The organism is Vibrio hangzhouensis (assembly GCF_900107935.1).
Lineage (GTDB): Bacteria > Pseudomonadota > Gammaproteobacteria > Enterobacterales > Vibrionaceae > Vibrio > Vibrio hangzhouensis.
The window spans coordinates 1-13,324 of sequence record NZ_FNVG01000029.1 but is presented as its reverse complement, the minus strand read 5'-3'; the positions used below and the strand labels follow the sequence as shown (position 1 = coordinate 13,324).

Below are 13,324 nucleotides of genomic sequence, written 5' to 3'. Positions count from 1 at the left end.
CTTAACAACAAAATTGTCGTTTGCTACAGATTAGGTGTTCAGACATGGTTCATCAGGAGGTAACAATGTCCATTAATTCAATCGACCATGACGAAATGACATCCATTACAAACAAGTGGGATCACTCTGAAGAGATCCAGGAAGAAATACGTCCTGCGAAACAAGGAAAATCCGCAGAAGCCAGACGTCGCATTGAAGCATTACGGGAAATCAGAGAAAGTGGCCTCACTCTTGAAGAAGCTCGGGAGTTGGGTTTGATTCACTAAGGTTTTGGATAGGACAGATAGGGTGGCTAAGGCCACCCTTTGTATTTTTTAAGACTGAGTCCTCACCCAAGTTGCTCCCATTTGAGTTTACGGCCCCATCAGTGCTATATTCAGCATCTTGCCAATATCAACTGACCAACTGCTATGTCTCATAATCTTTCACTGCTTCCGCCCTCAGAAAAAAACAGAGTTGAACTTGATAAACAAGCTTCCTTTGTAGTCTGGCAGCTCAAAGAAGCAAAGGCGGGCCCAGAAGCCCTTCGTGAGCAACTTGAAAAGATAAGTGATGAGACCGAAAAAGCGTGGTTTGAACAGTGTGTCGACAAATACAAAAAAATGATGGGAGTGATGTAAACACCTGAGTAGGGTTCACAATTGAATTGTGCCTACGATTTGTTAAAATCCTCCGCGTTAAATTGAATTAGAGAGAACATCCCAATGGGAAGAAGTTTTGAAGTGCGCAAAGCCTCAATGGCGAAAACACAAGGCGCAAAAATTAAAGTTTATTCCAAGTACGGTAAAGAGATTTACGTTGCTGCTAAAAACGGTGGTGCTGATCCGGAAATGAACCTGTCGCTTAAGCATCTGATTGCTAAAGCGAAGAAGGACCAAGTACCTGCTCACGTTATTGACAAAGCGCTAGATAAAGCAAGTGGTGGTGGCGGTGAAGACTATCAACCAGCTCGTTACGAAGGTTTTGGCCCAGGCGGCGTTAGCGTTATCGTTGATTGTCTGACTGATAACGGCAACCGTACTTTCCAGGATGTTCGTCAGTGCTTCGTGAAAACGGGCGCTAAAATTGGTAGTCCAGGTACCGTTGCGCATATGTTCGACCATCAAGCGGTATTCCAGTTCAAGGGTGACGATGAAGAGTCAGTGCTGGAAGCTCTGATGATGGCTGACGTGGATGTGACAGACATCGAGCTAGAAGATGGTGTGATCACCGTGTTTGCTCCTCACACAGAGTTCTTCAAAGCGAAAACGGCATTGGGTGCAGAGTACCCAGAGTTAGCACTTGATGTCGAAGAAATTACGTTTGTACCGCAAACTCACACGGCGATCGCTGGTGAGGACGCAGAGAAGTTCCAGAAGTTCCTGGACATGCTTGATGACTGCGATGATGTTCAGCAGGTGTATCACAACGCTGAGCAGTAATGCGCAAACAATTCAGAAAGTGAAGAGTCGACCAAGTCGGCTCTTTTTTTTTGCTTGTGAATACGATTAACAGACGGCGTCGATCTTTTTCTCGCTGCTCCATGGAAACATGATCAAGTGTATTTTCCATGATCATGCTTCCTAGTTGGTTTGTTTGGGTTGGCTGAGCCAGGCTGCAAAATGACGCACTTGAGGTAAAACCGTTAGATTCAGTAGCAGAGCGCAGGGCCAGGCAAGTAAGAAGCTTTGCAGCCAAACGGGGGGCCAGTCACTGCTGAACCCGAGTTTGTAACCAGAAATAATGCCTGACATCATGATCGCCATAGTGAGTGATGACAGCAGAGTAGAGAGCCAGAATTGTTTTTTGTTCATGATAAACTCCAGTTGATTTTTGATATCAAAAGTATAAATCTATTCATAAATAGATAATATTGGGTATTTTAAAATCGTGGATTCCATATTTGGATATATTGATGATGTCTATCTGTTCTGTAAGGTGGTAGAGCAGGGTTCGGTATTGAAAGCCGCTACTGAGTTAGGCTTACCTCAATCGACGGTGTCGAGACGGATTTCATCGCTTGAAGAGCGCTTAGGGTTACGCTTACTGGAGAAAAAGGGCAGAGAATTGTCTCCAACCGAAATTGGATCTCTGGCTTTTGAACAGCTCAGTAGTGGTATTGAACAGGTTGAGATTGGACTGAGCAATATTACCGAAAGGACTGAACAAGTGGCCGGGACAGTACGTCTTTCCGTTCCTCACAGCTTTTATCACTCCTTCATCGCTCCCGTAGTGGAGAGCTATTTGAAGCAATACCCCAAGGTTCATATCGATCTTGCTCTCAATCACGATCAATCCAAGCCTCAGACAGATCGAGAATTACTGATCACGTTTGATCTTACCGATATGGATTCATTGATCGCTCGCCCATTGTTGTCTGCTCGTCATGGTTTCTTTGCCAATGATGAGTATTTGTCACAGTACTCTCCCATTGACCGTATTGAACAACTTTCGCAGCTGGACTGGTTGGCCATTGACGAACGTACCCAGCTTGAAGTTCGCCATAATCATCAGTCAACCGCCAGACTGCAAATCAAACCCAGACTGGTCGTTAATGATATTCAGGCGTTAATGGATGCCGTTGAAAGAGGGCTAGGGATAGCGTCGTTGCCGCTTCGACATGTCGCAGGCAACTCAAAATTAGTTCATGTGCTGCCTGAGCACTATCGTAGTGACCGTCAGGCGTTTTTGGTGTACAAAGATAGGAAATATCAGCCTAAAGCCGTGAAAGCGCTGATAGACGCCATTCTTGCGAAAGCGAAGACCATGGATGCGGCGGTTCACCCCTCAAACAAACAAAGGAGCACGAATGAAAGTTAGTTTTATTGGATTAGGGGTAATGGGATACCCAATGGCTGGCCATTTAGTGAAAGCCGGGTTTGAGGTGACGGTGTTCAACCGCACGACGGAAAAAGCTCAGCGTTGGGCCAATGAATATCAAGCTGAGTATGCCCAGAGCGTCGCTCAATGTGTAAAGGATGCGGATGTTGTTGCGGTATGCGTAGGTAATGATGATGACGTCAGACAAATGACCACAGCTTCAGAGGGCGCTATCGCCAATATGAAGCAAGGAGCGATTTTAGTTGATCATACGACGACATCGGCCGCACTGGCAGAAGAGTTGGGTGCTGCCAGTAAAGCGGCGAATATCCAGTTTATGGACGCGCCAGTCTCTGGCGGTCAGGCCGGGGCTGAAAATGGAGTTCTGACCATTATGTGTGGAGGTGATGAGGGGACATTTGAGGCTCTCCAGCCTGTCTTTGATGCCTATGGTAAATCATCGGTGCTTATGGGAGAAGTTGGTCAGGGGCAAAGAGCAAAAATGGTCAATCAGGTTTGTATTGCCGGAGTCTTGACTGGTTTGTCAGAAGGTTTGTTGCTGGCGCAAAAGAGTGGTCTGGATATTCCATCGCTGGTTGATTGCCTGAAAAATGGTGCTGCGGGCTCCTGGCAAATGGAGAACCGTGCGAAAACGATGGATAAGGACCAGTACGATTTTGGCTTCGCGATTGACTGGATGATCAAAGATTTGGGTTTTTGTCTTGACGAAGCTCAGCGTCAGGGTATCTCATTGCCGTTGACTCAACAGTCTATTGAGCGTTATCAGTTATTATCTTCTTTGGGTGAGGGCCGCTCAGATACTTCGGTTTTATTTAAGGCCGTGCGTGAGGATGCGTTGAAGTAACGTCACTGGACATTGTTTACAGTGTAAATAAGTTCACTTTAATCGATGCGACACCGGTCGCATCGGTTCTTTCCCGTCAGCCAACCCGAAAGCCGATACCGGTGTTTGGCAAATTTAACATACAACCAGTCGAACACCGGTCTGAATAGAGGCCAGCGTGTAAAGGCATAAAGATACCCTTTGCCAACAATGCGCCACGCCTGATAAGTGACATCCAATCCGGTAAAAAGTTGTCCTTTGTCATCATAGGCATGCAGTCGTTCTGCGGCCGAAACGGCATCTATCTCGGGAAAATCATCAAAGCGCTCAGAGAATATATCGATAAATTGAATTGCATTTGAATGATCGCGTCTTTTGAGCGCGCGCATTTCCCTGACACATAAGGGGCAGGTGGCATCAAAGAACAAGGTGAGTTTTGTGGGCATCATGATTCCTTCGGCGATTCTGGTTTAATGGTCAACTTGCTTCAATCCTAATACCTGTTTCCAGTTCGTATCGATCTGTTCGAAGGTCAACTCACATTTTTGTTTTTGTTCTTCTCTGTATTCAGCTTCAATTTCGTCCAGAAGGGAAGGGTAATTGTCGGGCTCACTGCCGTAAACCAGACACAAGGTGCTAAAGTAGCGTTGCAGGTCGAAACTGTGCTCGCCGATGTACTCAAAGAAGTTGTAATACTCGGGTCTGTCTTCGGATTCAAAGGAAAACATATCGGCGGCACTGATCGCCGCATCGGCCCCACCTTCAACGTAATTGAGCATGATGACGGCTGCGAAATTATCAACGGCATCTTCCTCTTTGCCTAAGATGGGCAGCGCATAGTCAGCGACATAGGCGTGTCCGGCTTCGTGAAGTAACGTATGAAGCAACGTATCCATGGCGCCTTGCTGGGCGGGTTTTGAGTATTTTTTTTCGTAGTCGTTACTCAAAAAGTAGTTGAGAGAGTCGATATAGAAGTTGTAGGGAATATGAATCTTGTGTTGTTCTGGATCGTAGAGCGGACCATCTTCTCCTCCGTATTGAATCGTCAATGTGTTGTTAAATGGGAAATACTGCCTGGATAACTCAGCGACTAACTCATTAAGACCATTCTGTTCGATGGCCAATTTGGCTTGCATGTCTGATGTTGACACTGGCGTTTCAAAGTCGACCTTAACGTTGGCGCTTACCCAGGAGGAGATAAGCAGAGCAGTGGCGGTAAGAACCGTCTTCGAGGTCGTCAGCATAATGTGAATCCTTGTATTTTCTACATTTATTAGTTTGTCCGAGACGGATGTGCTACACTCCGACATTAACTTAGTGTAGTCATCCATCGTGATTTCAGCGCAGTTTACGTCATTTGACCGTGTTTTATCGACGGTTAAGCGATTATGTTGCTGAGTTCAATCAAGTTTTCAGGCCGATTCTTCCGCGGCTCCGTTCAAAGCTACGAAACATTCAGAATAGTCAAACAAGGTTGTTTGGTGTCTTTTTACGTCGCCAACTATTCAATTTTTACTACACTAAACAAACCAATCAAACCTCATTAGGGAAGATGAGCGAAAAGCAAAAAAAGAGGTCATATGAACAGCACCATTACTGTTGGTACGTTAGAATCTTTTTTGATCGCAATTAGCGTTCTTTTTCTTGGGCACTTGATTAATGGCAAACTGCCCACGCTAAAAAAATACAACATTCCAGAGCCTATCGTCGGCGGCCTGATCGTCGCACTCATTATAACCGTGTTGCACTTTAATGGTGTTGATATGGTCTTCTCTCTGCCGCTGCAAAAAACCTTTATGTTGATGTTCTTCAGTACCGTAGGTCTGGCAGCAAACTATACCCAGTTGATGAAAGGCGGCGCAAAAGTGTTTGTCTTTTTAGCGGTCGCATCGCTGTATATCATTATTCAGAATAGTGTTGGTGTTGGTCTGGCATCGGTGTTGGGACTGGAGCCCTTGATGGGACTAATAGCAGGTTCTATCACTTTGTCAGGGGGACACGGAACTGGCGCCGCCTGGGCTCAGACTTTCACTGAAAGCTACGGTATTAGTAATACCTTAGAAATAGCGATGGCCTCGGCGACGTTTGGCCTAATTATTGGCGGTATCATCGGCAGTCCGGTTGCACAGCGCCTGATCGACAAGCACGAATTTGAATCTGAGTACGGGCGTGGCAATGATACCCACGAACGTTTTCCGGAATTGGTGACGTACAATGAGTATGAAAAAGATCGGGTAACGGCAAAAAAGGTTATCGAAGTGCTGTTTATCTTGCTGATTTGCGTTACCGGTGCTAAGTATCTTCACGCTTGGGTGAACACTTTTGAGATATCCTGGTTGATGATCCCAGACTTTGTTTACGCGTTGTTTATTGGTGTGTTTATTACCAACCTCTGTGAAGTCACTAAGAGCTATAAGGTGCACGCAGAAACGATAGATATCTTGGGTACCGTCTCCCTGTCGTTATTTCTGGCTATGGCGTTGATGAGTCTACAGCTTTGGAACATATTCGATTTGGCTATTCCATTTCTGATCATTCTTGGTGTGCAGTCTATGGTGCTGGGCGTGTTCGCCTATTACGTGACTTTCAGAGTCATGGGCAAGAATTACGATGGTGCAGTGATCGCTGGAGGACATTGTGGATTCGGTCTGGGCGCTACTCCAACCGCGGTGATGAATATGGGCTCGATCGTCAATCGTTTTGGTCCATCGCCTCAGGCGTTTATGGTTGTGCCAATTGTCGGCGCTTTCTTCATTGATATTGTCAATTTAATCATTCTTCAGGGATTCATTACCCTGATGGGGTAGCCGCTTAAAAAATAACCGATAAAGTCTCGTAATTGCGAGACTTTTTTCGTTTTTGAGACAAAGCAAAAATAGTTTTCAGGATGGTTTTCATTACTCAAAAAATCTGGTATCAACGGTTGTTAACAAAATAGTAACGCTCTCAGCTACAGGAACATAAATCGCTGAAGTGAGTTTGCAAAGGGAATTCAACATACGCCTGAGCGGTTATTAGGGCGGTTCAAGGAGTCGAACATGAGCGCTTTTTCTTTAAATAGCTTAGCTCAGGTATCGGGCACGTTAGTGATCGATACAAATGGAAATCTTATCATTCTTCAGGAAGGCAGCGAGCCACGACCAGGCGATGTGGTCGTTGATCAACTACATAATGCCCAAGTAGGTGAAGATATCACTCTCGCGTTAGTGCGTGATGATGGCTTTAATCAAGATCTTAAAATTGACGATCTGGATGCGCAAGCGATTATCGCTCAGATTGAGGAAGGACAGGACCCGACACTCGTCGAGAGTCAGGCTACCGCCGCGGGTAGTATTGATGGCTCCAGTGCCACCACTTCCTCTGCAATTACTCGTTTCGGAGCAGAAGTTCTCGCAACCACCGAATTTGATACCTCTGGCCTGGAAAAGCAAGGGCTGACCCGCACCCAAGCACTGACATTGATTCAGTTTCTGACCAACAGTGCTCCCAGCATAACTTCAGATGAGCTTGTTGGGCATGCCGTTGAGGCAGGCTACGGTCAGGATGGCACTGAGTTTGAGGGGATGTCAGAGCTTGGTGGGCAGCTCACAGCGGTGGACAATGAGTTCGCTTCTGAGACGCTGACCTGGAGTCTGGTGACGCTTCCAGATAACCTCGATAACTATGGTTCGTTCACCTTGCTTCCTGATGGACATTGGACCTTCGTACTTAATAATGACTCCGATGCCGTGCAGGCGCTAAATGTAGATGATGTTATATCACTCGAGTTCCTTGTTCAGGTCTCAGACCCACTTCTTGGTTCCACGCAGCAGACAACCGTTATTACCATTTCTGGTACGAATGACAAGCCTGTGCTCAATGAGAATAACGCCATTAGTGGCGAAGTAAGAGAGTCGGGTCATCTCGATAGTGGTAGTGATGATATCGGTACCTCAATTGCTAGCGGACAGCTTACCGCCGCAGATGTCGATTCCGACACTCTGAGATGGAGTGCGTTGGGAGAGCTTGAAAAACCCTACGGCACATTTGACATATCTGAAGATGGATTGTGGACGTTCACTATAGATAACGAGGCTGCGCAGCATTTGAAGGAAGGGGATGAAGTTTCTTATACCTTCACAGTTCAGGTTGCCGATGGTGACGGCGGCGCCGTTAGCCAGGATATCTCAGTATTGGTGAAAGGCACCAACGATATTCCCGTTATTAAAGAAGTAGATAGTGTAGGAAGCGTGACTGAAAAGGGAGCTTCTCAACCAGGTGAAGCTGTAGCAACGGGAGCGATCATCGTCACCGATGTCGACGACGATGCCAGTGCTACCTATACCCTTAAAGAAACCGGTGATACAACGTATGGGACGTTCTCCGTCGATAAGAATACCGGACAGTGGACATACACATTGGATGATTCACTGCCGGCAACGAATGCGCTGTCGGAGCAGGGTAAAGCGGTTCAGCTCAATTACACCGTTCTAGTCAGTGATGACAAAGGGGCAACGATAGAGCAAACCATCAGCGTCACCATCAATGGCAGCAATGACGCGCCAGAAATCCAGGCCGGGCAAAGTCAGTTGGACGGTCGGGTAGCTGATTCTGGTTACATGCAAGCTGGTGAAAGTAAAGCGTCCGGCCTGATTACCGTTACAGATGTGGATGCAGCAGCTACTCGTTCCTTTGGTATCTCGGTGGGTGACTCTGAATTGGTTGATAGTGTTACCAATGAATACGGTACGTTCCGTATTGTGGATAGTGAGACTGAAACCTGGACGTTTACTCTTGATGAAAACTCGCCGCTGGTTCAACAGCTCGGGCCCAATGAATTTAAGGATCTCTCCTTTGAGGTTGTGGTTACCGATGAACATGGCGCAACAGACACTGAAACGGTAATAGTGACCATCAACGGAGCGAACGATCTGCCCGAAGCAAAAAGCTTTGAGTTCACTATCGAAGACGAAAGCAGGGTTGGTGTGGTGTTCAATTCTGAGGATTCTGCCTTAGATCAGATTGCCGATGTGGATGATGACCTCAACGGAGTAGGGGATAAAGTTCAGGTTAAGATCACAGAGCTTCCTGAGCACGGTACGTTATATTTCGTGGGAGAAAGTGGTCTCGAAGCCATTACGCAAGCCATGGTGGATGCAGGTAAAACTTTCAATGCCCAAGAAATCAGTTATCAGCCTGATTCTGTTCAACAGGGCTTCCTGCTTGGATCACGAGAAAACCCTACCGAAGGTTTACCAGATCAAAACAGCAGTACTACTGACTTTTATAACTGGGGAACGAAGGATACCAGGACGCATCGTGTACTAAGCCTCGAAGACGGAGATAAGGTTGAGATCAGCAGTAACAAGGGGCCATTGACTCAGTATCGTGGTGATGTAAAGGACAATCACGTTGGCCACGGTTTGGGTGTGGGAGGTGGTGATGGCATTAACAAGAATGAGGTGCTTTCCATCGACTTTGCCGACAGACCTGCGACAAGTATTACTGTTGGACTGGATGGTTTGGGTGGTTACTTTTCCTCGAATGCGGCTGCAGGTAAAGAAAGTTCAGTCATAGTGGTATTGAAATTGGATGATGGCAATGGTGGCATCATTGAATATCCGGTGGAGTACCAGAAAGCCCCTGGAGACGGTCTTTTCCATATCTTGGAACTGGATGTCACTCAATTACCCGAACAAAACCAGTACAATTCTGATATTGAGGTGTCTGGCCTAAAGGATATGACCATTATTGGCGCAGACTTTACCACCAACGGTCCGGGCAACTGGGAGCTGAGATTCCTGGAAACCAGTGTAAATGACAGCTTCAAATATCAATCGGTGGATACAGATTCAGACAGCAGCGCAGAATCGGCAGTAGTGACTATCGTTGATGGACGTCAGGCTGAAACCAATACCCCGACGATACATGAGGTCAGACTCGAAACAGACAGCGTCCTTGAAGGGGACGAGCTGGTCTACACAGTGGAGTTGAACGGTGTCACTCTGCGTGAAGAAAGTTACTCTCTGGCCCTCGGAGCCCAGAGTGACTCTGCCAATGGGGAAGATATCGACCCATCGTCGATGACCTTCACCCATGGTGTTTACTATGATGTTTCGCAGAACGTAATTGTGATTCCAGAGGGTGTCTCTAGCTTTGAGATTCGCTTACCAACGTTGTTTGAATTAACTCATGAGTCAACGGAAACATTTACGCTAAGTGTCGATAATGTGGCAGCCAAGCCCGCAGAGATTATCGACAACAAAAAACCCACCATTGACCTTGGCAGTGGACCGGATTATCAAAATGCTTTTGTCGAAGGTGATGAACCTGTCAACGTGGTGGATGACGCGAACGTCGACGTATTTGATGACAGAGATATGCTGCATCAGGTCACTGTTGAGTTGACTAACTTTAAGGTGGGTGATGCGTTAACCATTTATGAGGGGGGCGAACACTCTAGCAGCGGTACCTTATTGAGTGGAATTGAATACAACGTTTCTCAAGAGCAAGATGGTAAGTTAGTACTAACTCTTAAAGCGACCGGTGATGATGAAGTAGCCAGCGCTGAGGATTTCGAAGCGGCACTGAAAAACCTTCAGTTTAGCAACAGCAGTCAGGATCCTGACACCGAAGATCGGATTATCAAAATCGTTGTGACGGACGAAAGGATGCAACAGTCTGAGGAGGCCGTATCTACGATCTCCGTGACTCCGGTAGACGATAACCCAGAACCGCCAGAGCCGCAGAACACACCGCCGGAAGTCATGGACATTGATGTGTTTGCGATGGACGATACCATCCCTCTTAATTTTGCTGATTACAGTCGTGATATCGAGGATGATTTTAGTCTGGATACCGACACAATGATACGAATTACCGAGCTACCTGAGCACGGTCGCTTGTACATTGAAACTGGAGACGGGGAAGGTAAGGTCTATCTGGAGGTCGACGATGAGGTCTATTACTCTGAGCGCTCCAATATCAAGTATGAGTTAGACCGGGACGAGGATATTGGTTTTGATGTTGTCAGCGAGTTGTCCGATGGTGATGAACTAGGCGAGCAAAGTGAGTATTGGCTTGGTGCCGATATAGTGATTCAAGGCGGGACCTATACAGGTGATCAGCCGCACTTTCATGATGATGTTGATGACGATAAAGACTCCTCTATTACGTTCACAGATGTTGATGTGAAGGCTAAAGGAACTCCTGAGCACCAGGGCTTTTATGCGGTATCAGGGAAAAACGATCCAAAAGGTCACAAAACGTCGGAAGGGGAGTTTATCTCTGCCAGATTGACAACGGGCAGCACGAATCAAGCGTCGGTAACGCTGAGCAGTCTCACTGGGAATTTTGTTAATAGTTCAGCACTGTTTACGGTGTTCTTGTATCTGGATGGTACTTTTGTTGAAGCAACAGAGTTTCCTGCTGATTCGTTAGCGTTTGATGGTGGCGGTGATAAAACGGCAGAGCTTTCCGTCACCTCAGGGCAACCATTTGATGAGGTGCGTATTGTTGCAACCGACCTCCCAGGTAACAGCAAAGGGTTTGGCCTACAAGGTGTCGATTTTGAGACCGGAAGTGGTGACGTGACAGATAGCTTTAGATACGAGGCGAAAGACAGTCACGGGCAACTCAGCCAAGGGGAAGACGCCACCGTAACCATCCATATCAGCGAGGAAGGGAATGTACCAGCTGACTCGGGTTATGACTTCGCACTGCACAGCAGTGATAATGTTTCTATTCTCCATGGCACGGAAGGTAATGATCAGCTTGTCGGAGGGGCATCAGACGACCTGCTTGTTGGGGGGGCTGGTAGCGATCTTCTCACGGGTGGCGCGGGTGATGATGTCTTTAAATGGACAGAAAGTGACCTTGATGGCAGTGTGGATGTAATTACCGATTTTCGTCAGCAAGAGGATTTTGACGTGATTGACTTGCGCGATCTGTTTGATGAATCGGACTCGGTACAACAGCTGCTCGATAATAACGAGATCGAGGTGACGGAGAAGCGTGGCAATACGCAAATTGATATCGAAAAGGATGGAAAATCCGTTACTATCGAGCTTGAAGGTGTCACTGGTGTTGATCATTCTTTGTTGAACCAGATTTTGCTCATTCATGATAGTTAAAAAGATGAGTGGCCGCTTATAACACACTGATCGGTATCGCTATTCTTTTTCTAACAGAGAATAGCGCATAAACTTATCCCCATTAAGGGCCGAAAACTACTAGTGTCTCGTGTTTGCGAGACATTTTTCGTTTTTGAGACAAAGCTTAATTACTCCCCAGAAAAGTTTCATAAATCCAGTTCCTCTGGTATCTAAAAGTATACGTTAGTAAAAGATTGAGCTTGAGGTTTAGTTCATTCGCGCGAGTTTGGCTGGCTAGAAATGAATAATTAGGTCCTCTCTTTGTGAGAGGGTATTCAAGGAGTAAATCATGAGTGCGTTGTCTCTTTTAGGTTTAGTTCGGGTATCAGGAACATTAGTCCTTGATCCTCAGGGGAAACTCACCATTCTTCCGGAGGGGGCTGATCCTCGCCCTGGTGATGTCGTTATTGATGTACTGGAAAACGATGAAGTCGGGGATAAACTTCGAGTAGAGCTCATTCAGCTAGACGGTGCTTCACAGGCCCTTAGTATACCTGGTCCCGGTATCGATCCTGAGCAAATTATCGCTCAAATTGAATCTGGCCAAGACCCGACTCAAGATGATGATCAAGCTCCGGCAGCTGGTGAATCAGACGGTTCAAGCCCTACCACAACAGGCTCCATTGTTCGCGATGATAGTCAAACATTAGCGGAGACACAATTTGATACCGCGGGTTTAGATAAACAGGGTCTTGCTCCTACTCAATCCCTCACCTTATTGCAGCTCCTGAATCAGCCTGAAGATACGCCTCCGGAAATTGGTACCGTGCTGGTCAGCTTGAGTGGGCCTGAGAATTTGACTGAGGGTACCACTAGTGGTGATTATACGGTGACACTAAGCTCTCCAGCACCTGTTGGTAGTATTGTGACGTTAACTTATACCTACGCAAGTGCATCAGAAGCCGATATTGTGGAAACGAAACAAGCCATCATCGGGCTTGACGGCACTACCGCCACCTTCACCATTTCTCCAGTTGACGACAACTTAGCTGAGGGTGATGAAGTCTTTATGGTCAGTGTTGGTGACATCATCACCCCTGATGGCAATCCAGTGTTTGAACAACTGGACTTAAGCAGTGCTAGCCAGCAAGTTACCATTAGCGATGAAAATATTCCGGGGCCAGAAGACACCGTGACCGTGACCCTTGAAGGGCCGGAGAGCATTGTTGAGGGTGACACCAGCACCACGTATACCGTTACACTCAGCAGCGCGGCACCAATTGGTTCGGTGGTCACGCTCAGTTACACCGATGGTACCGCGACAGCGGGAGAAGACTACACCAAGACCCTCACCGCTATTGTGGGTGGCGACGGCACTACCGCGACGTTCACTATCGATACTCTGGATGACGATCTGGCGGAAGGCAGCGAAAACTTCACCGTAAGCGTGTCGGGCGTTGAAGACGGGGAAGGCAACGCGGTTTTCGAAGCGCTGAACTTAGACGGTGCGAGCCAGTTGACCCACATCACCGATGAAGAAACTCCGGGGCCAGAAGACACCGTGACCGTGACCCTTGAAGGGCCGGAGAGCATTGTTGAGGGTGACACC

At 47.0% G+C, this 13,324-nt stretch carries 11 protein-coding genes; 8 read left to right on the top strand and 3 right to left on the bottom strand.

Annotated elements, in window-relative coordinates; all coding sequences use genetic code 11:
- Nucleotides 1-65: 65 nt before the first annotated feature.
- The 3 genes from C4S60_RS20250 (at nt 66) to C4S60_RS20240 (ending at nt 1,421) form a co-directional block, all read left to right on the top strand.
- The gene (locus tag C4S60_RS20250) at nt 66-266 is read left to right on the top strand and encodes a PA3496 family putative envelope integrity protein (protein WP_103882112.1); all 201 of its coding nucleotides are present in this window, start codon (nt 66-68) and stop codon (nt 264-266) included.
- Between the two features lie 144 nt (nt 267-410).
- The gene (locus C4S60_RS20245) at nt 411-620 is read left to right on the top strand and encodes a DUF3283 family protein (protein ID WP_103882111.1); all 210 of its coding nucleotides are present in this window, start codon (nt 411-413) and stop codon (nt 618-620) included.
- An 84-nt stretch (nt 621-704) separates the two neighbouring features.
- Nucleotides 705-1,421 (top strand): YebC/PmpR family DNA-binding transcriptional regulator, encoded by a 717-nt coding sequence (locus tag C4S60_RS20240; protein WP_103882110.1) that lies wholly within the window; start codon nt 705-707, stop codon nt 1,419-1,421.
- 141 nt (nt 1,422-1,562) lie between these two features.
- On the opposite strand, the gene C4S60_RS20235 is transcribed toward C4S60_RS20240, so the two are convergent.
- Nucleotides 1,563-1,793 carry a DUF2798 domain-containing protein gene (locus C4S60_RS20235; RefSeq protein WP_103882109.1) on the bottom strand — a complete coding sequence of 77 codons (231 nt, stop codon included), beginning with the start codon at nt 1,791-1,793 and terminating at the stop codon, nt 1,563-1,565.
- 76 nt (nt 1,794-1,869) lie between these two features.
- Between C4S60_RS20235 and C4S60_RS20230 the strand changes: the two genes are divergently transcribed.
- The gene (locus C4S60_RS20230; RefSeq protein ID WP_103882108.1) at nt 1,870-2,799 is read left to right on the top strand and encodes a LysR family transcriptional regulator; all 930 of its coding nucleotides are present in this window, start codon (nt 1,870-1,872) and stop codon (nt 2,797-2,799) included.
- Nucleotides 2,789-3,664: an NAD(P)-dependent oxidoreductase gene (locus C4S60_RS20225; RefSeq protein WP_244183154.1), complete on the top strand. Its 876-nt coding sequence runs from the start codon at nt 2,789-2,791 to the stop codon at nt 3,662-3,664. The genes C4S60_RS20230 and C4S60_RS20225 overlap by 11 nt, the downstream gene beginning before the upstream one ends.
- Nucleotides 3,665-3,702: 38 nt before the next feature.
- Here C4S60_RS20225 and C4S60_RS20220 read toward each other — a convergent pair whose 3' ends face one another.
- Both C4S60_RS20220 and C4S60_RS20215 read right to left on the bottom strand, forming a co-directional pair.
- The gene (locus tag C4S60_RS20220; RefSeq protein ID WP_103882106.1) at nt 3,703-4,089 is read right to left on the bottom strand and encodes a thiol-disulfide oxidoreductase DCC family protein; all 387 of its coding nucleotides are present in this window, start codon (nt 4,087-4,089) and stop codon (nt 3,703-3,705) included.
- Between the two features lie 24 nt (nt 4,090-4,113).
- Nucleotides 4,114-4,887 carry a DUF4344 domain-containing metallopeptidase gene (locus C4S60_RS20215; RefSeq protein ID WP_103882105.1) on the bottom strand — a complete coding sequence of 258 codons (774 nt, stop codon included), beginning with the start codon at nt 4,885-4,887 and terminating at the stop codon, nt 4,114-4,116.
- Nucleotides 4,888-5,223: 336 nt separating this feature from the next.
- Here C4S60_RS20215 and gltS point away from each other — a divergent pair, with 336 nt between their 5' ends.
- The 3 genes from gltS to C4S60_RS20200 all read left to right on the top strand — a co-directional run.
- Complete coding sequence (gene gltS, locus C4S60_RS20210) at nt 5,224-6,450, top strand: sodium/glutamate symporter (RefSeq protein WP_103882104.1); 1,227 nt, start codon at nt 5,224-5,226, stop codon at nt 6,448-6,450.
- A 231-nt stretch (nt 6,451-6,681) separates the two neighbouring features.
- Nucleotides 6,682-11,754, top strand: a complete 5,073-nt coding sequence (locus C4S60_RS20205; protein ID WP_103882103.1) for a VCBS domain-containing protein — start codon at nt 6,682-6,684, stop codon at nt 11,752-11,754.
- Between the two features lie 310 nt (nt 11,755-12,064).
- Nucleotides 12,065-13,324 (top strand): Calx-beta domain-containing protein (locus C4S60_RS20200; RefSeq protein WP_279626960.1); only part of this gene is annotated, 1,260 nt, incomplete at its 3' end.